The organism is Fictibacillus sp. 26RED30 (genome assembly GCF_015903845.1).
In the GTDB taxonomy this organism is placed as follows: Bacteria; Bacillota; Bacilli; order Bacillales; family Fictibacillaceae; genus Fictibacillus; species Fictibacillus phosphorivorans.
Genome location: NZ_JACZDV010000005.1, coordinates 18,255 through 44,053, shown reverse-complemented (window position 1 = coordinate 44,053; position 25,799 = coordinate 18,255). Strand labels below are relative to the sequence as shown.

Sequence of the window (25,799 nt, the reverse complement as noted above, 5' to 3'; positions counted from 1 at the left end):
TTCAAGGATTATTTTAAAACAGATAGCTGCACGTCATCGAGATAGATCTCATGTTCGCCTAGTGGTGATCCTAGACTCTTTCCAAAAAGGAACTTTAAAGACAACGTATCTGTATCAGTAGGGGTTATTTTGTACGTATAGGTGGTTTTTTCAGTTCCGATTTCAATGCTCTCAGCAAAATAACGCTTGTACTGTGCGTTCTCTAAAGTTACCTCTATGTTGCGAGCGATCTGTGAGGAAACCGAAAAACGTAGTTCGTAATTCAATCCCTCAACTAATTTTAAATTGCCTTGTTCTAAAAGAACGCTCCATGGCTCATTTCCTTCAGAATTGATGTTAATCATGGCTTTGCCTTCCTCACTCACAATTTCAGCGTTAGCATCGTAATGAATGTAGGGGCTCCAAAATGAAAGGCCGGAAAGAAAATCTCCATTTTTTAATGGTTTCATGTCCACATCGTTGTAATCAGGAATGTTGGTTAATTTTTTCAAAACAATATCATCTAAGTAAACATCAGCAGGATTGCCGCCTAAGTAAAAGATTAACTGGCTATTATAATCTGACGTTTCTCCTTCATACGTAAACCTTACCTCGTGCGTATCACTCTTTTTGTTTAGAGTTACTTTAGCTGGTTTTACATAGAACTGTTTGCCGCTTTCATTTAACACACCAATTGCAATGGATCGAGCTCTATCGGCTTTTCCTTTAAAAGTTAAAAGGTAATCATTTCCTTTGATCAATTGGATTCCTTTTTGAACAAGGTATTTATCTGTTTTGTTAGTAGAGTGTCCCTTTAAATCAGCATGAAATTCACGAGATTTCTCGCTAACAACAGCTCTATCTTTTTTGTGTTTGGAAACAAAGTTCCAATACGTTAATCGATCCATTGCGCCTTGATCGAATGTTCCGTTATAAATGTGGTTACCATCGCGAAGTGGTGGCTTAGAGGCGGACTCATCAATGGGCTCATTTGTAACTTCTTCTACACGCACGTTACCGATCCAAACAGGAACGCTTCCGTTGTTCCCTAAATTGAATTCTAATCGAGCAGCAAGATCTGTATCGGCAAGCATATCAAAGGTAAAGGAATAACTTGAAAGTGCAGTGCCTAATTTGATATTTTCTTCATTGGAGTATTTACCCCAACCTCGCTCTGCGCCACCGCCAACTTTAACAGTCATTTGTCGGTCAGATGCTGCTTTTGCATCAAAACTAACTTTGTAACGTCCGCTTTTGCCGAGTGAAAGAAGTTGGATCGCTTGAACAGAATGTGAAAATGCTCCAGGAACTTGTGGAAGTATCACTGCAAAATTCTTATTATCGATCATTTCTTTATCAGCAGAAGCTTCACCACCAAAGTCAGGAAGGGTAACAAGGTTCCAGTAGGTTGGATCGAATGGTGTTTCATTTTGATCGATGCGAGTCAAAGGTCTTTCAAAGTTTCCGTCATAAATCAGGTTTCCATCTTCAAGAGGTTGTTTAGCATCTTCAGGCAGTTCAACAGGCTTTGGAGTAGGTTCCACTGGATCTCGGTAATCGTGGTTTTTCATCTCATATACACGAACATAATCAATCTCCATCTGTTGAGGGAACGTAGTCGTTTCATCAGGATCTCCATCAAACCAACCACCAACAGCTAGGTTCATGATTAAATAAAAGTTTTGATCAAAAGGTGCTGGATAAGAAAACTTGATCGGATTATTTGGTCCTTTTGCATACCACTCATTTTGCATTTGATACAGTTCACCGTCTACATACCATCTGATCTCACCAGGTTCCCATTCGATGGCATATGTGTGCCAAGTATTGATTCCTTCGTTAAAAGGGAATTCAAACTCTTTACCTGTATACCGATTGTTTGGCCAAGTCTCCCCATAATGGAGCGTGCCAGCTACTTTATTAGGTTTACTTCCCCAAGCTTCCATGATGTCTATTTCCCCTGATGCAGCCCATCCGCCATATCGATCCTTTTCGGGTAACATCCAAACCGCTGGCCACAATCCCTTACCTGTAGGAGATTTAGCGCGAACCTCATACCGGCCATACGTTTGACTGAATAATCCCTTTGTTTTTAATTTGGCAGACGTATAATCATAAGTACCTGAGTCATCAGTCGTACTCTCTTTTTTAGCACGGATAATCAATTTACCATTTTTGATAAATGAGTTCTCATCTGAGTTCGTATAATACTGTTTTTCATTGTTTCCCCAGCCTGGTGTAATGAGATTCCCATCTTCATCTTTTATCCAGTTACCGATATCATACGTCCACTTTTTTGGGTCAATTTGAGGTTTGTTAAATTCATCTGACCAAGTAAGAGACCATTTCGCTTTCCCTTTCTTTTTTTGTACTTCTTTATCCACATCGTCATCTGCAGAGGCAGTCCCCCCGCTAGGCATCATTAATAAAGCAGAGAGAGCAAAGGCATAGATTTTTTTCACTGAGCAATATCCTCCTTTATTATAAATATTGAAACGAAAGCGGTTTCGAAAATACAAAAAATGATAAGCGCTATTTACGAAAGCGCTTTCGTTAAGGCTATTATAGAGATTATAAAAATTCAAGACAATCTGACTTTAGTATTATTTTTATATAAACTCTTTTTTGATTGAGATTGAAGTTGGTAGAACAAGCAAGTTTCGTCTACAATAAGGAAAGCCACTTTTAGCTAAGAAACGAGTGAAGATATGATGAAGAATACTAAACAAAATAATCCCATTATGAAGATTGGTGAGACAATTCCTTTATCCATTAAACGATTAGGTATCAATGGAGAAGGGATCGGATTTCATGAACGACAAGTTGTATTTGTCCCTGGAGGGATTCCGGGTGAAGAAATGTCGGTTATTATTACAAAAGTCTTTCCAAATCGAGCAGAAGCAAAGATTAAAAAAGTATTTAAAAAGTCAAAGGATAGAGTAACACCACCTTGCCCGATCTATGAGACGTGCGGGGGATGTCAGATTCAGCATATGTCCTATCCGGCGCAACTAAAAGAAAAACGAGATATTGTTGTGCAGGCTTTTGAGCGATACACAAAGATTCATAGGGATAAATTGAATGTCAGAAAAACAATTGGAATGGATGAGCCTTGGGCCTATCGCAACAAGTCTCAGTTTCAGGTGGGTAAAATCGATGATACTATCATTGCTGGTCTTTACAGCAGTAACTCACACAAGCTGATTAACATTGATCATTGTCTCGTTCAACACGAAGATACAAATATTGTAACGAATAAAGTGAAACAGATTATAAGAGATCTGAACCTGCCTGTATATGACGAAAAAGAACAAACTGGTAGCATTCGTACGATTGTAGTTAGGACGGCTTTCCGTACAGATGAAATTCAGCTAGTCATCGTAACTGCAACCAATGAGCTGCCGAAAAAAGAACTTTTTATTGAAGAGATCAAGAAAAGACTGCCTCAAGTGACATCTCTTGTTCAAAATGTAAACGAAGAGAAAACTTCGCTTGTATTTGGTGATCAGACGGATGAGATTTACGGAAAAGATACGATTACTGAGCATCTTGGCGATCTTCGTTTTGAGCTATCAGCGCGTGCATTTTTTCAATTGAATCCTGAGCAAACCGTGAACTTATATAACGAGGTAAAAAGGCAGGCGAACCTTACTGGTAATGAAAAGGTCGTTGATGCATATTGTGGGTCAGGTACGATCGGCATGTGGCTTGCAAAAGATGCCCAAGAAGTGAGAGGGATGGATATTATTAAAGAATCCATCATGGACGCTAGAAAAAATGCTGACAAACATCACATCAAAAATGCTTTTTATGAAACGGGAAAAGCAGAAAAACTTCTCCCGAAATGGGTTAAAGAAGGCTGGCAACCCGACGTTGTAGTAGTGGATCCACCAAGAACGGGGTGTGATCCTGTTTTCTTAGATACAATCATAAAAACAAAACCTAAAAAAATGATTTACGTTTCATGTAATCCGTCAACATTAGCAAAAGATGTCCACATGTTAATAAGTAATGGTTATAAAGTAGAACAAATTACTCCTGTGGATATGTTTCCGCAAACATCACAAGTTGAAGCTGTTTGTACGTTAGTACTGAAATAAGTCAAGACACGAAGGGAATGCTGCTGTGTGAAAACGGAAAAAGAGAAAATGATAGATGGCGAGATGTATCGTCCCGATGATGAGCAGCTTGTAAACGAACGAATTCAAGCAAGAAGACTGACTCGAGAGTACAATGCAACAACGGAAGAGGAAATGGATAAGCGTACATCTTTAATAAAAAAATTATTCGGATCAACCGGTCAGAATGTTGGAATAGAACCGAACTTTAAATGTGATTATGGCTATAACATTCATGTTGGGGAAAACTTTTATGCCAACTTTGACTGTACCATTTTAGATGTGTGTGAAGTTCGGTTTGGAGATAATTGTATGCTGGCACCAGGTGTTCATGTCTATGCGGCTACACATCCATTAGATCCTAGTGAAAGAAATTCGGGTGTAGAGTATGGAAAACCTGTTGAAATTGGAAATAACGTTTGGCTCGGTGGGGGAGTCATTATTAATCCGGGTGTAAAAATTGGAGATAATGTGGTTGTAGCTTCTGGAGCTGTAGTCACCAAAAATGTACCGGCAAACGTAGTAGTTGGGGGTAACCCAGCAAGAATCATTAAAACGATTGAAATGAAATAATATATTTAAAGCTTAAAAAATTCAGAAATATACACACTATCCACATGTTTTTCCACAGAAAATGTGCATAACTATTGTGATTTGCACAAATTTGCACACAATAACTATTATGTTAATTTGAAATATCAACATTATCAACAGTGTTGTGGATAACTTTGTCCACAATATATTAAAACCATAAGGATTTCTATACTAAAAAAAAGACCTGCTATCCCAGCAGGTCTTTTTGCACTTAGCGACGACTTTTTTTCTGGCGTCGGTCAGCGGCTTGTGCACGTGCTTGTGCTTCAAGATCGTTTTGATCTGCCAATTCACTTGAGTACTCGACATCAAGTCCTTTGGCTTGAGAAGCTTTAGCATTATTGTGCAATGAGGACTTTCGGTTACGTTTTTCCACACAAATACCTCCTTAAAGATATCACGATGTTTGAAACGTAAAACAAAAGCAATTGAGGAACTTGTCCTCAACTATAGAATGTGCATTTTTCAGCTAAATATTATAGGAAGAATCATCCTTTTAGAAAATCCGTTACAGATGCTCGCTTTCCACGGGACGTGCCTATGAAAAAAAACTTAGGAATTATCTTCGTTTGTCATCTCTTGTGTCTCTGCCGTTGATTCTGCAGACTTTAATTCCTCTTTATATAGAATTTCTTGTGTTTTTGTTAGATCGTTGTTTCTTTCTTTTGCTTGTTGTTTACGGCTTTCCATAACTTTACCTCCTTAGAAAAAAATAAACACCACTCAATAGGAGTGATGTTCATTAGTATGCGCAGAGTAAGTGTACACATTACCTGTATTAAGCTTCCTTTAACTGTTCTTCCACAATTTCAAGAGGCTGTGATTGCGTACGAAGCATGTGCATGAGATAGTTATCTTTTTCAATCTGATATAGGTTATAGATATCCTGACCTTGGTTTAACTGATTATAAACATCTTTTCTTGTTTCGTTGGCTAACGTCACATAAGGAATTTTTTCAGCTGCTTTTTGTGAACGAATATTTACTTTACGAATACGCATAAAGATTGTGTGGATATCTTTTTCATAAAACAATTCAGAAAAGAAAGCATCTTTTGCTAAAGAATTGTACCCTTTTCCGAAGTAAGGCTGACCAATCCAGGTGCCAAGAAAGCCATAACCATCTTGGACATCAAATAAATTAATGGTGCCGATTGGATTATGCCACTCATCCAAAATCGTTCTGGAAATAATGTTTCCTTGGTCCTCTTCCTCGATCGTTTGCTTCGTTAGAAATAGAAATTCTTCGAATGAAGCCGCTTTTTGACGCACAAAAGGGAAGACGTCTGGGTGCACCATTAAATTGTAAAGAACATGACTCTCTGATAAATCACGCTTTTTCAACAATTTAATCCCTCCTAGAGGGCAGAAGTATCCCCCACCCTCGAATTAAGAATAAAAATTAATTCGGGGTGGGAATCGAACCCACTAGGACCAGTCATAGCTGGTGGCGCACCAATTGCCTTCCCTTGCTTCAATATTTAATTTATGAAAATAATGTTGTATTTGACTCTTGAGCGACTTTTAAAATGTTCCGGATTCACTTAATCCGCATGTTGCTCTATTTGTATCATAAGACATTTTTTCAAAAAAGAAAATAGTTATTTTGTAGATTTTTTGTAAATTATTTCACCGTCAATCATGGTCATAACAGGGGTAGCAGAAAAGTGGAACGGATGCTCGGTCCAAAGGGATAAATCTGCATCTTTTCCTGGCTCGATACTGCCTACTTGATCATCTATTCCAAGATTTCTGGCAGGAGCGATGGTGATCCCTTCAAGCGCCTTTTTTTCACTCAAACCTTCCCTTACAGCAATTGCCGCACAAACGTTTAAATACTGTATAGGGATGTAAGGGTGATCGGTCGTAATGGAAACATCAACATTATTTTCAGATAGTATACGGTACGTTTCCCATGATTTGTTCTTCAGTTCGATTTTGGACTTTCGTGTCAGAGTAGGACCAACGCTTACTTTCAAGTTCAAGTCTTTAAATGAGTCTGCAATAAGGTGGCCTTCTGTACAGTGTTCAATACGAAAATCTAAGTTGAATTCCTCCGCAAAACGGATAGCCGAAAGTATATCATCTGCACGGTGAGCATGAATGCGAACAGGAATCTCACGGTTTAAAGCAGCTGCGATCGGTGCAACACGCAAATTATCTTGATACGCTGAATCTTTTGCTTGATAGAAGGCTTCACGAAGCATGCCCATAATTCCCATACGGGTGATGGAATCATTATGACGTCCACTATGAATACGTTTTGGATTTTCACCCAACGCGATTTTAAGTCCTGCTGTTTCCTTAATAATCATCTTTCTAATGTCATGACCATGCGTTTTGATAACAGAGGTTGTTCCACCAATAACATTTGCACTTCCGGGCATGATGTGAGCAGTAGTTACTCCAAAACGAACAGCATCTTTAAAGGCGATGTCTAGAGGGTGGCAGCCGTCGATCGCACGGATGTGAGGTGTGAGCACCTCGTGCGTCTCGTTAGCATCATTTCCAGCCCAGCCTGTTCCTTCATCATACAAACCTAAATGAGTATGAACATCAATGAATCCTGGAAGAAGATGCAGGTTTTCAGCTTGGATGATCTCCATGTCAGCTGACGGTTCTATGTGTGCTTCGACAGCTGAGATTTTGCCGTTTTCTACTAGAACATCTCCTTGCTGAAGTTCGCTGCTCGTAATCGGATATACTTTTGCTTTTTGGATTAATGTTTTCATAATGTGTCACCTGATAAATTATTTTTATTATCATTGTAACAAATCATGTAAAGCCCCCTTTAAGTGAGGATATGTAAACGTATAGCCTAAGTTTCCCGCTTTTTCAGGAAGGACGTGCTGTCCCTTGAGAATCAACATACTCATCTCTCCAAACATGATTTTAAAAGCTATAGATGGTGCCGGGAGCCAGTGTGGGCGATGCATAACGTCAGCTGTTACTTGACCAAATTCTTTCATCTTAACAGGATGTGGGGAAGTAACATTTACATGTCCTGAATATTGTTCATTCTCTATCGCTTCTGTAATGAGTTTTGCTACATCTTCCACGTGCACCCATGAAACCCACTGCTCACCTGAACCAACCGTACCCCCTGCAAAGAATCGATAGGGAAGGCTTAGCTGGGGAAGTACTCCACCGTCTTTACCTAGTACGAGGCCGAACCGTGTGAAAACCGTTCTGATACCAAGGGATTCTGCTGCTGATGCTTTTGTTTCCCAGGCTTTTACGACTTCAGCTAAAAAGTCAGAGCCATGCTTTGAGGATCTCTCTGTGAACACTTCGGTTTCAGAAGTACCATAATAGCCTATGGCAGAAGCGTTAACCCAAACAGAAGGCTTTTGAGGCATCTTCTTAACAAGCTTTAATAATTCTTCTGTCACCTTTAAGCGGCTGTTTAAAATCGATTTTTTCTTTTCATCGGTCCATCTGCCATTTATAGATTCTCCAGCAAGGTTAACAACGGCATCGATCGGAGGCAGGTCAGGTTCATTGCTTCCCATCCATTGCACATATTGAACGCCTTTTTTCTCTGACTGTTTATCTTTTCTTGTCAGAATATAGACTTCATTTCCAAGCGCTGTAAGGTGCTTGGTTAGAAATCCCCCTACAAAGCCAGTGCCTCCGGTTACTAAGATTCTTTTCAAGGTAATCCACCTCTTTCCAATTTATTTATTTAAAAATTATGAATATTTGATATAATTCATCTTGTACATATTATATTACCCTATTAAGGAGGAAAGAAGGCTTATGGAGCTCCATAGAAATGTGCAAGCAAAAAAGAAGAACCCCTTTTTGAAAGCGCTCTTATGGATTGGGATTGCTTTAGCTGGTGGAATCGCCTTGTCAATCATCGCGCTTCAAAGAGATGAGAAGATCAACGCGATCTGGTTTGTTGTTGCTTCATTGTGTACGTATGCTATTGCGTACCGCTTTTATGCACGATTTATTGCTACAAAAATCTTCAGCCTTAATAAAAACAATGCAACACCTGCAGAAAGGTATGCAGATGGGAAGGATTATGTACCAACAAACAAATGGGTTCTTTATGGACACCATTTTGCAGCGATCGCAGGTGCAGGTCCCCTTGTAGGTCCAACATTAGCGGCACAGATGGGATATCTTCCAGGAACCATCTGGATTATTGTCGGAGCTGTTCTTGCTGGTGCTGTACAAGACTTTGTTATTTTAATTATTTCCATGAGACGTAGAGGTAAATCAATCGGTCAGATTGCAAAGGAAGAAATAGGGCCAGTTGGTGGAATGCTAGCGCTAATCGGTGTTTTTGCTATTATGGTTATTTTAATTGCCGTGCTTGCACTAGTAGTTGTTAACGCACTTAAGTCCAGCCCATGGGGTACATATACGATTGCCATGACCATTCCAATCGCTCTTTTCATGGGTGTTTATATGCGATATTTACGCCCGGGAAGAGTAGGGGAAGCGTCTATAATTGGTTTTGTATTGTTAATATTTGCTTTGGTCAGCGGCCAATGGGTAGCGGACTCACCAACACTAGCACCTCTTTTTACTTTCGATGGTGAGACTTTAGCTTGGATGCTGATTGTTTATGGCTTCCTTGCATCCGTTCTACCTGTTTGGATGCTTCTTGCACCAAGAGACTATTTAAGTACGTTTCTAAAAGTAGGGGTAATCGGAATGATGGCACTCGGTATTCTTATCGTAATGCCTGAGATTCAGATGCCTGCACTTACTAAATTTATTGATGGAACAGGGCCTGTATTCGCAGGGAACCTCTTTCCGTTCTTGTTCATTACGATTGCGTGCGGAGCCATCTCTGGTTTCCATGCTCTGATCTCTTCAGGAACATCTCCTAAACTGATTGCGAACGAGCAGCATGCTCCTATGATCGGTTACGCCGGAATGTTAACTGAATCATTTGTTGCGATTATGGCGATGGTAGCGGCAACGCTATTAACTCCAGGGATTTACTTTGCGATCAACTCACCAGGTGCTGCGATCGGAACGGATGTCGCGACCGCTGCTACCACGATATCCTCTTGGGGATTCACAGTATCAGCAGATGAGATCAATGATCTCGCTAAAAATGTCGATGAAGAATCTATTCTTTCTCGTACAGGCGGTGCTCCTTCGTTAGCAGTAGGTATCGCCCAAATTTTCTCGCAAGTGATTGGTGGGCCACAATTGATGGCGTTCTGGTACCATTTTGCGATACTATTTGAAGCCGTATTCATACTAACCACCATAGACGCAGGTACACGGGTAGGCAGGTTTATGTTGCAGGATCTTCTCGGACAAATATATAAGCCGCTTCGAAAAACAGACTCTATGCCGGCTGTATATTTCACGAGTGCGTTAGTCGTTGCAGGCTGGGGTTATTTCTTAGTTGTTGGTGTAACTGATCCGTTAGGCGGAATCAATACACTGTGGCCATTGTTCGGTATCGTTAACCAAATGTTAGCGGCCATCGCACTTATCGTGGCAACAACTGTTATCTTGAAGATGGGCAAGAAGAAGTTCGTATGGGTTACATTAGTTCCTCTTGCTTGGCTGATGATCGTAACGTTCTCAGCTGCTTGGCAAAAGATTTTTTCTGATGTTCCGAAAATTGGTTTCTTGAAGCAAGCAGAAGTGATGAAGGAAGCAATAGCGAGCGGCAATTTGCCTGCAACTGTACCTTCCATGGAAGCTGCTAAACAGCTGGTCTTTAACAATACGTTAAACGCTTATTTAACCGCGATTTTTATGTTACTTATTTTAGGAGTGCTGATTGATGCGATGCGCATCTGGTACAAGGCGGTCAAGAGCGAGAAGCCTTTAGAAACATCAGAAGAGCCGTTTGTACAAACAAAGCTTGGTGATGTATCGTGACATTTCATGCCGCTTGGCAATGGGTGAAAAACATTTTCCAGATCCTTTTATATATCGGAAAGGGCATCTCAAATCTGCCTGATTATCAAGCATATGTGAAGCACCTAAAAGAAAATCATCCAGAGCGCACACCGCCTACTGAAAAAGAGTTTTTTGCAGAGTTGCTCGAGAATAAATATGGCGCAAATGCAAAACGTTGTTGATAAGCCTTCATAAGTGCAGGTTGCACTTTCACAAAAAAGCATTCTCTCCTAAACCGAGAGGATGCTTTTTTATTTGATGAGTAGATGAGCCTCTGGTGTGGAATCTGCTTTTTACGGTACGTGTTCTTTTATTTATTACGCGTTCGCCGGTAAAGTGAGGTTAATGACCTGTAATGTACGGAATTCCACCTGAGAATGCTGCGTAAGCACCTGTAACTGAACTTTCTACACTTGAAAATCAACTCTAACCACCGATGCTGCTTATATCCTCTGCTTCATCCAACGATAAAGTGCTTGTTTCGTTAACATTCTCTTATAGTTACAAATCAATGGTTCGCAGACTGTTCAAACAGTACGAAATTCATTAAATATGGTACACTAATTGGTGAAAGAAGGTGGGTAGATGGCTGTTATAACAAGGATTTCTGCTCAGAAAAAAAACGACGAACGATTCAATATTTTTATACAAAAAGGCCCAAAAGAAGAATTTGCGTTTAGCGTAGACGCAGATGTTTTAATAAAGTTTTCACTTCAAAAAGGTATGGAGATCGATGAAGAAGAATGGGAATCCATCATTGAAGAAGATCAATATCGAAAAGCTTTTAATAAAGCTCTTCACTATTTATCTTTTCGAATGCGAACGGCTCATGAGATCGAGGTATATCTAGAAAAGAAGGAAGTTCCTGAAGCCACAATCAAACGCGTTCTGCAAAAACTTTCGGAGTATGATTTTGTGAATGACCAAACATTCGCAAAATCACTCGTAAGAAGCCGTATGAACACATCCTTTAAAGGACCCGGAATGATTCGGCAGGAGCTGAAAAAAAAAGGAATTAGTGATCGTCACACGGAAGAAGCACTTGATCAGTTCAGTTATGACGAGCAACTAGAAGCTAGCATTGCGTTTATTCAAAAACAATTTTCAAGCGGAAAGAAACGTTCTGAGAAAGAACAAAAGCAAAGGATTGCTCAGCAGCTTCAGCAAAAAGGCTATATGTGGGATGTTATTGAGATGGCATTTCAAGAAGCGAAGATCAGTCAATCTGCTGAAGATGAAAAAGAAGCCTTGCTGGCGCATGCTCGCAAAGCTCACCATAAATACAAAAAGTACAGTGGGTTTGAATACGAGTCGCGCATGAAGAAATTCCTTTACAGCAAAGGCTTCAATTCCGAAGTGATTTCAGAACTGCTTAACGGGGATGAAATTAACGATCTATAAAGATTTCAGGTCGGTTGTCGTCCTGTTCTACGATTAGTGACGCAACTTGCTCTGGAGACTTTAAACGTGAGCGATCTGCAATATGAGTGGATTCATCCCAGAATGGCGTATCCATTCCGCCCATATAGACGGCTGTGGGATAGATATTCGATCCGTCCCATTCCTTTACGATGCTCTCTGTAAATCCTCTAACGGCAAACTTAGAAGCACAATAGACGGATTCATTTACCTTTCCGCGTAAGCCTGCAGTGGAAATGATGTTCATGACCTTGCCAAAGCCCTGTTTTTTAAATAACGGGAAAGCAATCTTCGTTGGGAAAATCGTGCCATAAACATTCGTTTCAAGCATTCCTGTAATATTTGTTTTAGATAACTTTTCAAGAGGCTCGAAAACTCCCATACCTGCATTATTGATCAACAAGTGAACGTTCTCACTTTGAAAGATGGATTGCAATATGGATTCGGTTTGTTCGTAATTGGTTACATCACAAACTTTATACGATACCTTGTTTTCGCTGTGAGTGAATGATTGAACAGCTTGTTCTAATTTTTTCTCATTACGACCAACGAGATATACGTTGTACGTTTTATTATATTCGCGGGCTAGTGCGAGTCCTAAGCCTGAACCGCCGCCCGTAATAATGACAGTCTTACTCAAAATTATCACTCCTATGTAGTTAGTTCTTAAGCATATATAGGGTACAGAAAAGAAAGGAAGTAATCAAATGGAAAAAAGATTCAGCGAGATGACAGAAGTTGAAATTAAAGGCGAAATTGCTTCCCTTCGAGCAAAAGCACAAAAAGCAGAACAAATGGGTATGGTAAGTGAGTACGCTGTTTATGAACGCAAGATCGCGATGGGTAAATGCTATCTGATGGACCCGTCAAAGATCGAAAGCGGAAAAGAGTACGGAATTCAAGGGGACCCGGGTTCGACTTTTTCTGTGCTGTACCTAAATGGTATTTTTGCCTGGGGTTACAAAAATAAACAAAGTGCACTCGAAGCGTTGCCGATTTCAGTTCTTGAATAATTTTGCAGGCTCTTTTCTTTGTTTTTTGTTCAAAGCTTTTTTGCTGTTGATTGGAGTGTAAGGTGCGAGACTCCTGGGGGATCAGCGGGACAGGTGAGACACCTAAGGTCGCAAGGCGACGAGGTGGCTCACCGCACGCCCCCCGGAAAGCGAGCACCTGTAACGGAGATCAACCACTTAAAACACCGTGAACAAAATAAAGAAGCGGTACAGGACCGCTCCTTTATTCGTCACTATGAACGCTTACGTGTTTGAATTTCAAGCACATAGTTATTTAATGCTTGCTGGGTTTCCCCGTTCACTTGATTGTACGCATGCTTCGAATTGGCACGCGGTGAGTGAAAGGGGTCAGAATATTTGCCGTTAAATCGCGTTGATGAGAAGTAGTCTTTCTTGTTCAACTGATTCACCCCCCAGAATGAAATTCATAACCGCAAGAGTTACTGATCATCTCGGTGTTGATTGGATAAAAACATTCGTTCCTGCGGATGGTCACGAATGGATCCATCTGGCCGTTTAGAAGAGAATTCTTCTTTTGATCTCGGCTCACCTGAGAAGGAGATCCGATTAGGGAAGTTTTTTGATTTGTTACGCATGTGATTACCTCCTTGTTATCGGTTCTCAACTAGTATGAAACGTGAGAGAACCCTTTATGTGACGGGGGTTTCTTTAAAAATTGGATAAGGAGGGAGAATAATGGAAGAGCGTTTTGACAGATTGGCGAAACTACTGCAAAAAAAGAACCCAGCCCTTACAAATCAAGAAGCTAGGGAATGGGTGGAAGGATTATGGGAAGATTTTGAGTCTACTCGAGCGAAAGCGGGATGGGAGTATGAAGGACAAGAGGTTACTGAGAAGATGGTAACCCAATTGATTACTTCATATGGCCATAAGCTTCATGAGTATTTTTCAAACAATCCTAAATTTCAGCGATTTGTAAAAAAAGACGGGCCTATTCAATAAGCCCGTCTTCTTCCTATTCATTATTGTTGATGAGGTCGAGTGGAGAGAATTCCATCTTCTTTTTTAAGCGGTCTTCAGAATAAACCCAGCCTGTAAAAGAAGTAATGATGTTCAAGTTCTCATCTAACTGTACCATCGCGACAAAAGGATAGTGTCCTTTACTTCTATATCGAAGATCAATAAATTGAACGAGGTGCCCGTGATCGTTTTTCTCGACTTCCCACCTGTGTACAGGAGAAAAGGAAAGAAAGGCAGATATATTTTTATCTTTTTTCGCTGCATCGATCAATTTCGTTTTTGGAACAGCTAGGCGATCAAACGTATCCCAAACCGTAACTTTTCCATTTTTCAAACCGGCTACAAAGAATTCATGCTTCGATTTAATGGCAAGATGGTATTGTCCCCAACGAATCGTAGGGCTAGCATAAATCTCTTCAGCTTCTGGAATCTTTTTGAGCACAATCTTATTTACTCGCTGCCTGGACATTATTCGAATGATGTAATAAACGACGAGTATGATATATACCGATAGGAACGTGTATCCTGGATCAACACCAACATACCAGAGCAACAAACCTCCTATATGCAAGAAAAAGATAAAGGGATCAAAGATACTGATGACACCTAGTGCGATCCATTTCTTTGAAACAGGGTACAGTGCCTGTGTGCCGTAAGCATTAAAGATATCAACGAATACATGAAGGAAAACTGCGATCGCTGTCCATAACAATAGTTTTCCGTTATCAGCTTCAGGAACAAATAACGAGATAGCCCCAAATAAAAGCAGCGGCCAGATCACAAGAGCAGGCAATGAATGTGTAAGCCCTCTATGATTGCGGATGTATACCGCATTATTTTTAAGTTTAAGTACTGTGTCAAAGTCTGGTGCTTGGGAACCGATTAGTGTCCCAGCAAGAATGGCTTGGGAGGTCACTGGATCATTTGCAATTGCAGGGTCCAGCATCGCTAATCCACCTAACCCGAGCCCCATTACAATATGTGTGCCTGTATCCAAGGCGATCACCTCCTATGTAGGAATGGAGTGAAATAATATGTTAACGGTTTTTATGGAGTATAAAGTAAGTCCGGATTCCATTCAATATTATGAGTCTCAAATGGTTTCTGTGATTCAAGAACTTAAAGCTTTTGGAGCTTCTGATATTCAATGGTATAGGGCAGCAGATCAGCCTTCACTATATGTTGAATGTTTCCAAGTTAATGATCAAGAATCATATGATACGATTAAAAAAAATCGAACTACACTTCAGCATCCTGTTTTTTCATTACTTAATGAATGTGTAACAGGAGGACTTGAAAAAGTCCATTGCTGGGCGTTTGAAAAGCTTAATACAAAGGAAGATCTGTAAATTGAACACAACAAGTAATAGTATATTTTCCCTCAATGATTCATATGTGAAACAATTTCAAGACCATTTGTTAACTTGGTATAACGAGAACAAACGAACATTGCCTTGGAGAGAAAATCAAGACCCCTATCGTGTTTGGGTCTCTGAGATTATGCTTCAGCAAACAAGAGTAGATACGGTTATTCCTTATTTCGAACGTTTTACTCAACTGTTCCCAACGCTTCAGGACCTCGCTTATGCGGATGAAGAAAAAGTCTTAAAAGCATGGGAGGGTCTAGGTTATTATTCCCGAGTTCGAAACTTACAAACCGCAGTAAGAGAAGTATGCGAATCTTATGGGGGAAAAGTGCCAAATACGCCAAAAGAGATCGCTGGATTAAAGGGAGTTGGCCCATATACAGCAGGCGCGGTGCTAAGTATTGCGTACGGTATTCCAGAACCTGCCGTTGATGGTAATGTTATGCGTGTTTTATCACGAATTCTATTGATTGAAGAAGACATCAGTAAACCAAAAACGCGTATACTCTTTGAAAAAGCAGTGAGGGAAATGATCTCACATGAAGATCCGTCTTCTTTTAATCAAGCATTAATGGAGCTAGGAGCATTGATTTGTACACCCAAATCACCAGCTTGCTTATTATGTCCGATGCGAGAATTATGCAAAGGGTTTGAGAGTGGAAGACAAGCTGAACTTCCTGTAAAGTTAGGAAAAACAAAAGTAAGAACAGCTAAGATGACTGCAGGTGTGCTAGTGAATAGTAATAGAAAAATTCTTATTCACAAAAGACCATCAGAAGGCTTGCTTGCTAACATGTGGGAATTTCCGAACACCGAGTATGTTGGGGAGCACAAAGATGCAGAGGTAGACGCATTGGCTGGATATGTGCAAGAACAGACAAATTTGGAAGCAATTGTAGACAATAAAGCAGGATACATTGAGCATGTTTTTTCTCACTTGAAATGGGAAATTCAAATATGGCAGGGGAAAATCGAAAATGAAGATAATCTAGAACAGCTGCCGGCGGATTGGAAATGGGTCAGTGTAAACGAGCTTGACACATATCCATTTCCTGTCTCTCATCAAAAAATCATTCGGCTTGTAAAGGAGGCATTAATTGTATGAACTTAGATCTTGAAGGAAAAGTTGTGCTTGTTACAGGTGGATCTAAAGGGATCGGTCAAGGTATTGCTCATGCCTTTTTAGAAGAAGGTGCAAAAGTAGGAATCGTCGGTCGTAACTTGGCTGATTTGAAAGCTGCTCAAACAGACGGGATCGAAATTTTTCAAGGTGATGTAACGAATGCCGATGATCGTGAAGAAGTGATGAATGAGTTCGTTACAAAGTTTGGAACGATAGATGTTTTGGTTAACAATGCAGGTGGAAGCAATGGATCTTCTGTTATGGAGACAAGCATCGAGCAGTTTGAAGAAGCCATGCATCTGAATTTTCTTTCAGCAGTTGATCTGAGTAAAAGAGCGGCAGCGATAATGAGCGGGAAATCAGACGGTGGAGCTATTATTAATATTTCATCTATTTTTGGCCGGGAATCTGGTGGTAAGCCTACGTACAATGCAAGTAAGGCAGCCATGATTTCTTTCACAAAGTCATTTGGTGATGAGATGATCAAGAAGGGGATTCGAGTAAATGGTGTCGCCCCTGGATCGATCTTGCATGAAACAGGAAATTGGAAAAAAAGATTGGAACAAGATCCAGACAAAATCAATTCGTTTGTAGAGGAACATATTTCTGCTGGCCGATTTGGGACGGTAGCAGAAGTAGCCAACGTTGTAGTGTTTTTAGCTTCCAAAAAGTCATCATGGGTCGTTGGAAGTACGCTGAACGTGGATGGCGGACAGTCTTATAGTAATTTTTAAAGGATATGAAGGAAAAACAAGCCCCTGCAGTGTGCAGGGGCTTGTTTGTTTGTGCTCGTCCAGCAGCTGGTAGGCTTGCTGGACGAGCGATTCCCAAGGTTTATGAGCGATTTTAAGTCAATCAGGATATCAATCGTATTTAACCTCAGTCCCATGCGTCCAATCGGCTTCATCTCGTTTCATTCCGCCTCTTGCTTCAATCTCTTTAATGATCTCGCGGTGCATGCTAGTTCCTTCTTCGTTTAAATAAGGAGCCACCTGCTGCAAAGAGTGGTGAAAATATGCGAGTTCCGCATCCTTCCAATCGGTCTTACTCGTCATACTCAATTCCGTCATATCTCTTCCTACATACATGAGTTGTCCCTCCTTTTTTCAAGAATTGTTTATTCATTCATTTATCCCCTATATCTCAATGTTTTAATACTGGAAAAATCTAATAAAAAAAGTGCTTATAAAAAAGGACTACCCCGGGTAAATTATATTTCGTGGAGGTGAAAAACATGGACAAACAACAAAAACAACAACAACAAGCTCGTCAAAAGCAACAAAACGCTCAACAACAACAAGCTGGTCAATCTTACGGGACTGAATTTGCTAGCGAAACTAACGCTCAAGAAGTTCGCCAACAAAACCAACAGTCTCAACAAGGTAAAAACCAACAACAAAAATAACCTCTATCCAGGAATGCTCCCTAATCACTAGGGAGCATTTTTTGGTTCCTCTTCATTTTTTATCTGACATTCACAAGAATTACATACGTTTTCTAAACATGACCGATGGGAATACTAGTGACGAGTGGAATTATTTGAAAAAAGGCGCTTTTATGAAAAAAACAGGGACAAGTACATTTCCAAACTATTCTTAAAACGATATAATAAAGAAGAGAAAAAAAGCGTGTGTTATGAAAGAAAGTAATGATCGGGAATAAAAACATCGAAAAAAATGAAGAACGAGGTTTATTAATGGAGCTGGTGAATTACCGACAATTGGTTAAAGAGGAAGGAGAATTAACAATTCAATAGGTAACATTAGCTTCCGGAACTCGGGCAGAAAGGAGAGAGAGATGAGTTTTCCTGCAACCGGAAGTATAATCAATATCCAAAGCTATAAGCATAACGGTTATCTTCATAGAAACTGGGAAGATACGGTTATTTTGAAAGGGACTCCTAGTCAGGTGATTTGTGGTAACGACCGGATTCTTGTTACTGAATCTGACGGGCGTCAATGGCGCACGAGGGAACCGGCCATATGCTACTTTAACGCGAAGCAATGGTTTAACGTGATCGGAATGATACGAGAAGACGGGATTTATTACTACTGCAACCTAGGCTCACCATTCATGTGGGACAAGGAAGCATTGAAGTATATTGATTATGATCTTGATATAAAAGTATTTCCAGATGGCACTTATATCTTATTGGATGAAGATGAATATGAGCTGCATAAAAGAATGATGAGGTATCCGAGTCAGCTCGATACGATCATTAAGAAGAACCTTCAAGAATTAATCTTGATGGTCACACAAAAAAAGGGACCGTTTGAACCTGGATTTGTGGAACAATGGTACGAAAGATATTTAGAATTCCGATAAAAAGGAAAACCTGTTGAAGAGTCAACAGGTTATCCTTTTTTTATCTTATCTTTGGTTAACTTGGCGCTTTGCCAAGTTTTCTTTTTATGAAAGAAAGAATGGTGAAATGAAATGGATAGTATTAAACGTTATTTGAAATTTGTAAAACCATACAAGTGGCAAATCTTTTGGACGATTTTAATCGGGTTAGCCAAGTTTGGTATCCCGTTGCTAACACCACTGATTTTAAAATATGTAGTGGATGATATCATTCAAGTCTCATTGCCGGTAGATGAAAAGTTAAACAAACTTTACTGGCTCATGGGTGGAGCTGCACTCATATTTGTTGTGCTTCGACCACCAATCGAATACTGGAGACAATATTATGCACAATGGGTAGGAACAAAGGTTTTATATGACATTCGTGATAAGATGTTTGATCATATCCAACGCTTGAGTTTGCGTTTTTATTCGAACAATAAATCAGGCGAAATTATTTCAAGAGTCATCCATGACGTTGAGCAAACAAAAACGTTTGTCATTACCGGTCTTATGAATGTATGGCTAGATATGGCGACGATTATAATTGCTGCGGCCATCATGTTCTCTATGGATTTTTGGCTAACGATCGTAGCCTTATCCATGCTTCCGGTTTACGGGTTTTCGGTAAAATTTTTCTATGCCCGACTTCGTCAATTAACGAAAGATCGTTCGCAGGCTCTGGCTGAAGTGCAAGGCCATCTGCATGAACGCGTTCAAGGTATGTCAGTCATCCGCAGTTTTGCACTCGAAGATCACGAGCAGGTTCAGTTTGATAAACGAAACCGCAACTTCTTAGACCGTGCAATGGATCACACAAAATGGAACGCAAAGACATTCTCGGTCGTAAATACTGTAACAGATATCGCGCCGCTTCTTGTTATTGGGTTTGCAGCGTATCAAGGCATTCAAGGAAACATTACAATTGGGGCTTTAGTTGCTTTTGTAGCGTATATGGATAGACTATATAATCCACTTAGACGACTAGTGAATTCATCTACAACACTGACACAATCGATCGCGTCTATGGACCGAATGTTTGAGTTTTTAGATGAGTCCTATGATATTGAAGACTCTCCTCAGGCGAAACCCTTAACATCGGTAAAAGGAAAGCTTGATTTTGAAAATGTATCATTCACTTACAACGAGGAAGAAGCGGATGTGTTACATAATGTTTCCTTATCGGTTGAAGCAGGTGAAACGATTGCTCTTGTGGGAATGAGTGGCGGAGGTAAATCTTCGTTGATCAGCTTGATTCCACGCTTTTATGACGTATCAGAAGGAAGCATCAAGCTCGATGGAACGGATATCCGCGATTTTAAAGTGCGAACGCTAAGAGATAATATCGGTATGGTTCTTCAAGATAATATTCTTTTTAGTGAATCTGTTCGCGCGAATATTCTTATGGGTAATCCAGAGGCTTCAGATGAAGAGATGATCGCGGCTGCTAAAGCGGCTAATGCACATGAATTCATAATGAGCCTTCCGGAGGGTTATGATACCAAGATCGGGGAACGTGGAGTTAAATTATCTGGCGGTCAGAAGCAGCGAGTGGCTATATCTCGTGTCTTTTTAAAAAATCCACCGCTCCTTATTCTTGATGAAGCAACTTCTGCACTCGATCTTGAGAGTGAACATTTGATTCAAGAAGCTTTAGAAAAACTTGCAAAAGATCGAACCACCTTCATTGTGGCCCACCGACTTTCCACTATAACGCATGCTGATCGAATCATCGTGATTGATCACGGCAGGATCGTAGAAATCGGCAACCATAAGAAATTGATGGAAAAACAAGGCGCTTATTATGACCTATTCATGGTTCAACAACTAAGTTAATTTTAGACGAGACCAGCAGAGATGCTGGTCTTTTTTATAGCTTTTAAACGGGATTGTAGTTTCAAAGGAACATGAAAATCATACGAAAGAACTACAACATAAGACATATTTGTCGACTATTCTGAAAATTAAATATTGTCAAATTGTCAGAGTAGTGTCATAATTCTCAACAGAGAAGTAATATTCTAGGAAATTTGGCAGCTTAGAGAAAGGAGTGAGATCTCATGGGAAATCCAGTTCTAGAAGTGAAGAACTTAAGAACTTCTTTCCTTACAGACGATGGCGCAATCCCTGCTGTGGACGGAGTTGATTTCCACGTTAATCCTGGTGAAGTGCTTGGTATCGTAGGAGAATCGGGCTGCGGTAAAAGTGTGACGTCACTATCCGTAATGGGACTAGTACCTACACCGCCTGGGAAAATTGAAGGAGAGATTCTCTTTAAAGGTGAAAATATTGCTTCAGCACCAGAAAGAAGGATGCGGCAAATTAGAGGCAATGAAATCGGAATGATTTTTCAGGAGCCGATGACAAGCTTGAACCCGGTTATAACAATCGGTGAGCAGCTTATTGAATCACTACGCATACATAGAAAATGGTCCAAAAAAGAAGCGATGGGCAAAGCCGTTGAGATGCTTAAGCTAGTGGGGCTTCCACGGGCAGAAGAGCTTGTAAAAGAATATCCTCATCAATTATCAGGAGGTATGCGTCAGCGTGTCATGATCGCCATGGCCATGATCTGTGACCCTAAACTTCTGATAGCGGACGAGCCTACTACCGCTTTGGATGTTACGATTCAAGCCCAGATTTTAGATCTGATGAAACGACTAAACAAAGAAACAGACACCGCCATCATGATGATTACGCATGATCTTGGTGTAGTTGCTGAGATGTGTGAGCGCGTTGTTGTAATGTACGCTGGAAAAGTGGTCGAAGAAGGTGAAGTGAAAACCATCTTCCAAGATCCGAAGCACCCTTATACGGTTGGGTTGATCAAGTCCGTACCAGATATGAGGGAAAAGGTTGGCCGTCTATACTCAATACCAGGAAACGTACCGAAACCTGGTTCGGTCAAAACGGGTTGTTCGTTTGCACCTCGTTGTGAGCATGCAGGAACAAGGTGTATAACTGAAACTCCTCATCTTAAAACTCAAGAAGGCAGTCATCAAGTCAGATGCTGGCTTTACGAGGACGGGAAAGGAGTGAATCTGCATGAGTCAGACACAGCCATTAGTTAAAGTTGAAAATTTAAAGATGCACTTTCCGATTAAAGGCGGACTCTTGAGCAAGACCGTTGGCGAAGTAAAGGCAGTAGACGGAATCTCTTTTTACATAAAAAAAGGGGAGACACTCGGCCTTGTAGGAGAGAGCGGGTGCGGTAAGTCCACGACAGGACGCATGCTCTTAAGACTTTTAGAACCTACTGAAGGAAAGATCTACTTTGAAGGCGAGGATATAACGAAATTATCCTCGAGTGAGATGAGGAAGAAACGCCGCGAGATGCAGATGGTGTTTCAAGATCCTTTTGCTTCCCTGAACCCGCGTCATACGGTTGAGAAAATTTTAGAAGAGCCACTAATCGTTCATGGTGTAAAAGATAAAGCGGAACGAAAAAGACGAGTAAAAGAACTGCTTGAAGTGGTAGGACTCTCAAGCTGGCACGCAAAGCGATATCCTCACCAATTTTCAGGAGGACAAAGACAGCGTATCGGAATCGCACGAGCACTTGCCGTGAATCCGAAGCTCATTATCGCGGACGAGCCGGTATCTGCACTGGATGTTTCCATTCAATCTCAAGTATTAAACCTTTTACAAGATCTACAAAAAGAGTTCGATCTTACGTATTTGTTTATCGCGCATGACCTTGGCGTAGTCCGCCATATCAGTGACCGAGTGGGAGTTATGTATTTGGGTCATATCGTAGAGCTTGCTGATAGTGAAAAGCTTTATGATGATCCAAAACATCCATATACACAAGCTCTTTTATCAGCTGTTCCTATACCAGATGTAGAGCATCGAAAGGACCGTGTCATCCTGCAAGGAGATGTGCCGAGTCCATCGAACCCGCCTGCTGGTTGCCCGTTCCATACACGTTGCCCTGCAGCGATGGAGCATTGTGGGACCGTAAAGCCTGTTTTAAAAGAAGTTGCTGAAGGCCACTACGCTGCCTGCCACCTTTACGAATAACGGCAGACACGTACATATAAACAAAGGCATAACTAAAATGAGAACTGGGGGAAAGAAGATGAAGAAAAGTTTATTAACTTTATTTGCTTTAATGCTCGCTTTATCTCTTGCGTTGGCAGGGTGTTCATCAGGAGGAGATAGCAGCAGTGGAGGAGACGACGAAAAAGTCGATCCGAACAATGTCATGATCTACGGTCGTGGCGGAGATTCTGTAGCACTTGATCCAGCTGTTGTTACTGACGGTGAATCATTCATCGTAACCGAGCAAATCTATGAGCCGCTTGTAAATTATGGAAAAGATAACACAGATATCGTTCCTGGTCTTGCAAAGAAATGGGAGATCTCTGAAGATGGCTTGACGTATACGTTCGAGCTTGAAGAAGGTGTTAAGTTCCACGATGGCGAGAAGTTCAACGCTGATGCAGTAGTAAAGAACTTCGATCGTTGGGCACAAAGTAAAGATGGCGAGAAATTCGCATACTACGGATCTATGTTTGGTGGATTTGAAGGTGACGAAGGCCATGTAATTAAAGATGTAAAAGCAGATGGCGAGAACAAAGTAGTTATTACGTTGAACAAGCCACAAGCTCCATTCTTAAAGAACGTAGCGATGAGCCCGTTCGCAATCGCGAGTCCTAAATCCTTAGACGGCGACAAGCTAAGCAAAGAGCCAGTTGGTACTGGTCCTTTCAAATTCAAGAGCTGGAAGCCAAACGATACGATCGTTCTTGAAAAGAATGCTGACTATTGGGTAAAAGATATGCCGAAACTTGATGGCGTAACGTTTAAAGTAATCAAAGATAACTCTTCTCGTTTGAATGCACTAACAAAAGGCGAAATCGACTTAATGGATGCTCTTAATCCATCTGATATGAAAAAAGTTTCAGACAATGGAAAACTTCAGTTGTTCGAACGTCCATCTATGAATGTTGGTTACCTAGGATTTAACGTTGAAAAAGCACCATTTGATAAAAAAGAAGTACGTCAGGCGATCAGCCACTTGATCGACAAGCAAGCGATCATCGACAACTTCTATGAAGGAACAGCTGAGCCGGCTAAAAACCCAATGCCTCCTTCAATCGCTGGATACAACGATGAGATTCAAGATCGTGAGTATGACGAAGCAAAAGCAAAAGAACTTTTAGCAAAAGCAGGTATGGAAAAAGGATTCGAAATGGATCTTTGGGCAATGCCTGTAGCACGTCCATATATGCCAAATGGTCAAAAAGTAGCTGAAGCGATTCAAGCAAAACTTGCAAAAGTGAATATTAAAGCGAACATCGTAACATTTGAGTGGGGTACTTACCTTGAGAAAGTTCAAAAAGGTGAAGCACCAATGTTCATGTTAGGTTGGACAGGTGACAATGGAGATGCGGATAACTTCCTTTATACGCTTCTTGATAAAGACACAATCGACTCTAACAACTACTCTCGTTATGCGAACGAAGACGTTCATAAGCTTTTAGTTGAAGCTCAAACAACGGCTGACGAAGCGAAGCGTGAAGAGCTTTACAAACAAGCACAAGTAATCATCCATGAAGATGCTCCATGGGTACCACTTGTTCACTCTAAGCCTCAGTTAGCTGGAGCAAGCAAGATTAAAGGATTCGTTCCACATCCAACAGGTTCTCAATCTTTCGCGGACGTATCTTTCGAATAATGTATGGCGGGGAGTATGGCCTAAAATAGCCTGCTCCTCTTTTTTTGGAAAACGATTCTCTAGAAGGTAGTCTTTCTTAACCCCTTTGATACGTTGATTGGAAAGTAAGGTGCGAGACTCCTGGGGGATCAGCGGGACAGGTGAGACTCTTAATAGCGCCTAGCGCTAAGAGGCTCACCGCACGCCCCCCGGAAAGCGAGCATCCTGGAGTGGAAAGCAACGCCTTTCAAGAATAACAACTCTTAACCTAACATACTTGTAATTCTTCTTAAGAAAGAGGTGACCCTATGTTTGCCTATACGATCAGACGGTTAGCAACGCTCGTTCCTGTACTTTTAGGGATGACATTTATCGTGTTCATGATGATTCGCGCTATCCCGGGTAATCCAGCACAATTAATTTTAGGGCAACAGGCCACAAAGGAAGCTGTTGCTGCATTAACTCAGCGACTTGGATTAGACCAACCGTGGTACACGCAATTTATTGATTATTTGACAGGTCTTTTTACAGGAGACCTAGGAGTTTCATTAAAAACGAACGTTCCGATCGCAGAAGAAGTGTGGCCGTATCTAGCAGCTACTATTGAACTTGCTTTAGTTGCGATGGTTATTGCAATCGTGATTGGAGTTAACGCAGGTATCATTTCCGCGTGGTTTCAAAACTCTTGGTTCGATTATACGGCTATGGTTCTTGCGCTAGTTGGTGTTTCTATGCCGATCTTCTGGCTTGGATTGATGGAGCAATATGTTTTCTCTATTCACTTTGATCTTCTACCGACAACGGGTCGTGACAACATTCGTGTTCCGGTTGATCCGATCACGCATCTGTATTTGATCGACACATTGATTCAAGGAAGAATGGATCAGTTTGCTGAGGTAGTCAAACATCTCATCTTGCCAGGAGCTGCACTAGCTACGATACCGATGGCAATTATCGCGCGAATGACTCGCTCAAGCATGCTTGAAGTTATGCGCTCAGACTACATCCGAACGGCTCGTGCTAAAGGGATGAAAATGTTTTGGGTCGTATACAAGCATTCATTGAAAAACGCGTTAATCCCAGTAGTAACGGTTATCGGTCTTCAGACGGGACTGCTATTAGGCGGTGCGATTCTGACTGAAACGATCTTTGGATGGCCAGGCATTGGTACATACATTTATGATGCGATCTCGTACCGTGATTATCCGGTTATCCAATCTGGTATTTTAGTAGTCGCAACGATTTTCGTATTAATCAATCTACTCGTTGATTTGCTGTACGCAGCAATTGACCCGAGAATCAAATTCAAGTAGGAGGGATTA

General features: G+C 40.9%; 28 protein-coding genes. 17 read left to right on the top strand and 11 right to left on the bottom strand.

The genetic code is table 11. The features are described from left to right. Positions 1–8: 8 nt before the first annotated feature. Positions 9–2,441 carry a carbohydrate binding domain-containing protein gene (locus tag IHV11_RS19230; RefSeq protein ID WP_370568719.1) on the bottom strand — a complete coding sequence of 811 codons (2,433 nt, stop codon included), beginning with the start codon at positions 2,439–2,441 and terminating at the stop codon, positions 9–11. Positions 2,442–2,687: 246 nt separating this feature from the next. Between IHV11_RS19230 and rlmD the strand changes: the two genes are divergently transcribed. Both rlmD and IHV11_RS19220 read left to right on the top strand, forming a co-directional pair. Beyond that, on the top strand, positions 2,688–4,079 hold the full coding sequence (gene rlmD, locus IHV11_RS19225) for a 23S rRNA (uracil(1939)-C(5))-methyltransferase RlmD (RefSeq protein ID WP_370568718.1): 1,392 nt from the start codon (positions 2,688–2,690) through the stop codon (positions 4,077–4,079). Positions 4,080–4,106: 27 nt separating this feature from the next. Continuing rightward, positions 4,107–4,670 (top strand): maltose acetyltransferase domain-containing protein, encoded by a 564-nt coding sequence (locus IHV11_RS19220; protein WP_197195948.1) that lies wholly within the window; start codon positions 4,107–4,109, stop codon positions 4,668–4,670. Between the two features lie 232 nt (positions 4,671–4,902). Here IHV11_RS19220 and IHV11_RS19215 read toward each other — a convergent pair whose 3' ends face one another. The 5 genes from IHV11_RS19215 to IHV11_RS19195 form a co-directional block, all read right to left on the bottom strand. After that, the gene (locus IHV11_RS19215) at positions 4,903–5,067 is read right to left on the bottom strand and encodes a YfhD family protein (protein WP_197134017.1); all 165 of its coding nucleotides are present in this window, start codon (positions 5,065–5,067) and stop codon (positions 4,903–4,905) included. Positions 5,068–5,243: 176 nt separating this feature from the next. Further along, positions 5,244–5,381 (bottom strand): hypothetical protein, encoded by a 138-nt coding sequence (locus IHV11_RS19210; protein WP_197134020.1) that lies wholly within the window; start codon positions 5,379–5,381, stop codon positions 5,244–5,246. A gap of 88 nt (positions 5,382–5,469) precedes the next feature. Further along, the gene (locus tag IHV11_RS19205; protein ID WP_197195947.1) at positions 5,470–6,036 is read right to left on the bottom strand and encodes a GNAT family N-acetyltransferase; all 567 of its coding nucleotides are present in this window, start codon (positions 6,034–6,036) and stop codon (positions 5,470–5,472) included. A 254-nt stretch (positions 6,037–6,290) separates the two neighbouring features. After that, positions 6,291–7,421, bottom strand: a complete 1,131-nt coding sequence (locus tag IHV11_RS19200) for an amidohydrolase (protein ID WP_197195946.1) — start codon at positions 7,419–7,421, stop codon at positions 6,291–6,293. Positions 7,422–7,451: 30 nt separating this feature from the next. Then, complete coding sequence (locus IHV11_RS19195) at positions 7,452–8,345, bottom strand: TIGR01777 family oxidoreductase (protein WP_231620413.1); 894 nt, start codon at positions 8,343–8,345, stop codon at positions 7,452–7,454. A 103-nt stretch (positions 8,346–8,448) separates the two neighbouring features. On the opposite strand from IHV11_RS19195, the gene IHV11_RS19190 reads away from it, so the two are divergent. From IHV11_RS19190 to recX, 3 genes are all read left to right on the top strand, one after another. Then, positions 8,449–10,551, top strand: a complete 2,103-nt coding sequence (locus tag IHV11_RS19190) for a carbon starvation CstA family protein (RefSeq protein WP_197195945.1) — start codon at positions 8,449–8,451, stop codon at positions 10,549–10,551. Beyond that, positions 10,548–10,754, top strand: coding sequence for a YbdD/YjiX family protein (locus IHV11_RS21550; protein WP_197195944.1), 207 nt, complete (start codon positions 10,548–10,550; stop codon positions 10,752–10,754). The genes IHV11_RS19190 and IHV11_RS21550 overlap by 4 nt, the downstream gene beginning before the upstream one ends. A 403-nt stretch (positions 10,755–11,157) precedes the next feature. Further along, positions 11,158–11,973, top strand: coding sequence for a recombination regulator RecX (recX, locus tag IHV11_RS19180; RefSeq protein ID WP_197195943.1), 816 nt, complete (start codon positions 11,158–11,160; stop codon positions 11,971–11,973). On the opposite strand, the gene IHV11_RS19175 is transcribed toward recX, so the two are convergent. After that, positions 11,960–12,640: an SDR family NAD(P)-dependent oxidoreductase gene (locus tag IHV11_RS19175; RefSeq protein WP_370568717.1), complete on the bottom strand. Its 681-nt coding sequence runs from the start codon at positions 12,638–12,640 to the stop codon at positions 11,960–11,962. The two genes, recX and IHV11_RS19175, sit on opposite strands and share 14 nt — an antisense overlap. 58 nt (positions 12,641–12,698) lie before the next feature. Here IHV11_RS19175 and IHV11_RS19170 point away from each other — a divergent pair, with 58 nt between their 5' ends. Then, a complete protein-coding gene (locus IHV11_RS19170; RefSeq protein ID WP_197195941.1) occupies positions 12,699–13,004 on the top strand; it encodes a YfhH family protein in 306 nt (101 codons plus the stop codon). Between the two features lie 233 nt (positions 13,005–13,237). Here IHV11_RS19170 and IHV11_RS19165 read toward each other — a convergent pair whose 3' ends face one another. Both IHV11_RS19165 and sspK read right to left on the bottom strand, forming a co-directional pair. Then, entirely contained in the window at positions 13,238–13,414 is a 177-nt protein-coding gene (locus IHV11_RS19165) for a YpzG family protein (protein ID WP_370568716.1), read from the bottom strand. A gap of 30 nt (positions 13,415–13,444) precedes the next feature. Continuing rightward, entirely contained in the window at positions 13,445–13,600 is a 156-nt protein-coding gene (gene sspK, locus IHV11_RS19160) for a small, acid-soluble spore protein K (protein ID WP_066242730.1), read from the bottom strand. A 100-nt stretch (positions 13,601–13,700) separates the two neighbouring features. On the opposite strand from sspK, the gene IHV11_RS19155 reads away from it, so the two are divergent. Beyond that, positions 13,701–13,967, top strand: a complete 267-nt coding sequence (locus IHV11_RS19155) for a YfhJ family protein (RefSeq protein WP_144703885.1) — start codon at positions 13,701–13,703, stop codon at positions 13,965–13,967. Between the two features lie 13 nt (positions 13,968–13,980). Here IHV11_RS19155 and IHV11_RS19150 read toward each other — a convergent pair whose 3' ends face one another. Next, positions 13,981–14,982 carry a metal-dependent hydrolase gene (locus IHV11_RS19150; RefSeq protein WP_197195940.1) on the bottom strand — a complete coding sequence of 334 codons (1,002 nt, stop codon included), beginning with the start codon at positions 14,980–14,982 and terminating at the stop codon, positions 13,981–13,983. 37 nt (positions 14,983–15,019) lie between these two features. On the opposite strand from IHV11_RS19150, the gene IHV11_RS19145 reads away from it, so the two are divergent. The 3 genes from IHV11_RS19145 to IHV11_RS19135 are packed head-to-tail and all read left to right on the top strand — an operon-like array spanning position 15,020 to position 17,209. Then, positions 15,020–15,334: a hypothetical protein gene (locus IHV11_RS19145; RefSeq protein ID WP_197195939.1), complete on the top strand. Its 315-nt coding sequence runs from the start codon at positions 15,020–15,022 to the stop codon at positions 15,332–15,334. 1 nt (position 15,335) lies between these two features. Continuing rightward, positions 15,336–16,457: an A/G-specific adenine glycosylase gene (mutY, locus tag IHV11_RS19140; protein ID WP_197195938.1), complete on the top strand. Its 1,122-nt coding sequence runs from the start codon at positions 15,336–15,338 to the stop codon at positions 16,455–16,457. After that, positions 16,454–17,209 carry an SDR family NAD(P)-dependent oxidoreductase gene (locus IHV11_RS19135; protein WP_197195937.1) on the top strand — a complete coding sequence of 252 codons (756 nt, stop codon included), beginning with the start codon at positions 16,454–16,456 and terminating at the stop codon, positions 17,207–17,209. The genes mutY and IHV11_RS19135 overlap by 4 nt, the downstream gene beginning before the upstream one ends. Positions 17,210–17,338: 129 nt before the next feature. Here the strand turns inward: IHV11_RS19135 and IHV11_RS19130 are convergent, their stop codons facing one another. Further along, entirely contained in the window at positions 17,339–17,563 is a 225-nt protein-coding gene (locus IHV11_RS19130; RefSeq protein ID WP_153238266.1) for a hypothetical protein, read from the bottom strand. 146 nt (positions 17,564–17,709) lie between these two features. Here IHV11_RS19130 and IHV11_RS19125 point away from each other — a divergent pair, with 146 nt between their 5' ends. The 7 genes from IHV11_RS19125 to IHV11_RS19095 all read left to right on the top strand — a co-directional run bounded on the left by IHV11_RS19125 (position 17,710) and on the right by IHV11_RS19095 (position 25,790). Further along, on the top strand, positions 17,710–17,880 hold the full coding sequence (locus IHV11_RS19125) for a gamma-type small acid-soluble spore protein (RefSeq protein WP_153238267.1): 171 nt from the start codon (positions 17,710–17,712) through the stop codon (positions 17,878–17,880). Positions 17,881–18,272: 392 nt separating this feature from the next. Further along, on the top strand, positions 18,273–18,800 hold the full coding sequence (gene ntdP / locus IHV11_RS19120; protein WP_066242704.1) for a nucleoside tri-diphosphate phosphatase: 528 nt from the start codon (positions 18,273–18,275) through the stop codon (positions 18,798–18,800). Positions 18,801–18,911: 111 nt separating this feature from the next. Next, the gene (locus tag IHV11_RS19115; protein ID WP_197192122.1) at positions 18,912–20,654 is read left to right on the top strand and encodes an ABC transporter ATP-binding protein; all 1,743 of its coding nucleotides are present in this window, start codon (positions 18,912–18,914) and stop codon (positions 20,652–20,654) included. A 224-nt stretch (positions 20,655–20,878) separates the two neighbouring features. Beyond that, the gene (locus IHV11_RS19110; protein WP_197134059.1) at positions 20,879–21,889 is read left to right on the top strand and encodes an ABC transporter ATP-binding protein; all 1,011 of its coding nucleotides are present in this window, start codon (positions 20,879–20,881) and stop codon (positions 21,887–21,889) included. Further along, positions 21,864–22,838 carry an ABC transporter ATP-binding protein gene (locus IHV11_RS19105; protein WP_197195936.1) on the top strand — a complete coding sequence of 325 codons (975 nt, stop codon included), beginning with the start codon at positions 21,864–21,866 and terminating at the stop codon, positions 22,836–22,838. Before IHV11_RS19110 ends, IHV11_RS19105 begins: the two co-directional genes overlap by 26 nt. A 58-nt stretch (positions 22,839–22,896) precedes the next feature. Continuing rightward, complete coding sequence (locus tag IHV11_RS19100; RefSeq protein WP_197134065.1) at positions 22,897–24,498, top strand: ABC transporter substrate-binding protein; 1,602 nt, start codon at positions 22,897–22,899, stop codon at positions 24,496–24,498. Positions 24,499–24,785: 287 nt separating this feature from the next. Next, on the top strand, positions 24,786–25,790 hold the full coding sequence (locus IHV11_RS19095; protein ID WP_197134068.1) for an ABC transporter permease: 1,005 nt from the start codon (positions 24,786–24,788) through the stop codon (positions 25,788–25,790). The last annotated feature ends 9 nt before the right edge of the window (positions 25,791–25,799 follow it).

Coding starts and splice junctions, on each gene's coding strand:
- IHV11_RS19095 (WP_197134068.1), top strand. CDS start 24,786: ATGTTTGCCTATACGATCAGACGGTTAGCAACGCTCGTTCCTGTACTT.
- IHV11_RS19200 (WP_197195946.1), bottom strand. CDS start 7,421: ATGAAAACATTAATCCAAAAAGCAAAAGTATATCCGATTACGAGCAGC.
- IHV11_RS19155 (WP_144703885.1), top strand. CDS start 13,701: ATGGAAGAGCGTTTTGACAGATTGGCGAAACTACTGCAAAAAAAGAAC.
- IHV11_RS19125 (WP_153238267.1), top strand. CDS start 17,710: ATGGACAAACAACAAAAACAACAACAACAAGCTCGTCAAAAGCAACAA.
- rlmD (WP_370568718.1), top strand. CDS start 2,688: ATGATGAAGAATACTAAACAAAATAATCCCATTATGAAGATTGGTGAG.
- IHV11_RS19110 (WP_197134059.1), top strand. CDS start 20,879: ATGGGAAATCCAGTTCTAGAAGTGAAGAACTTAAGAACTTCTTTCCTT.
- IHV11_RS19170 (WP_197195941.1), top strand. CDS start 12,699: ATGGAAAAAAGATTCAGCGAGATGACAGAAGTTGAAATTAAAGGCGAA.
- IHV11_RS19130 (WP_153238266.1), bottom strand. CDS start 17,563: ATGTATGTAGGAAGAGATATGACGGAATTGAGTATGACGAGTAAGACC.
- IHV11_RS19115 (WP_197192122.1), top strand. CDS start 18,912: ATGGATAGTATTAAACGTTATTTGAAATTTGTAAAACCATACAAGTGG.
- recX (WP_197195943.1), top strand. CDS start 11,158: ATGGCTGTTATAACAAGGATTTCTGCTCAGAAAAAAAACGACGAACGA.
- IHV11_RS19135 (WP_197195937.1), top strand. CDS start 16,454: ATGAACTTAGATCTTGAAGGAAAAGTTGTGCTTGTTACAGGTGGATCT.
- ntdP (WP_066242704.1), top strand. CDS start 18,273: ATGAGTTTTCCTGCAACCGGAAGTATAATCAATATCCAAAGCTATAAG.
- IHV11_RS19210 (WP_197134020.1), bottom strand. CDS start 5,381: ATGGAAAGCCGTAAACAACAAGCAAAAGAAAGAAACAACGATCTAACA.
- IHV11_RS19145 (WP_197195939.1), top strand. CDS start 15,020: ATGTTAACGGTTTTTATGGAGTATAAAGTAAGTCCGGATTCCATTCAA.
- IHV11_RS19105 (WP_197195936.1), top strand. CDS start 21,864: ATGAGTCAGACACAGCCATTAGTTAAAGTTGAAAATTTAAAGATGCAC.
- IHV11_RS19190 (WP_197195945.1), top strand. CDS start 8,449: ATGGAGCTCCATAGAAATGTGCAAGCAAAAAAGAAGAACCCCTTTTTG.
- sspK (WP_066242730.1), bottom strand. CDS start 13,600: ATGCGTAACAAATCAAAAAACTTCCCTAATCGGATCTCCTTCTCAGGT.
- IHV11_RS19100 (WP_197134065.1), top strand. CDS start 22,897: ATGAAGAAAAGTTTATTAACTTTATTTGCTTTAATGCTCGCTTTATCT.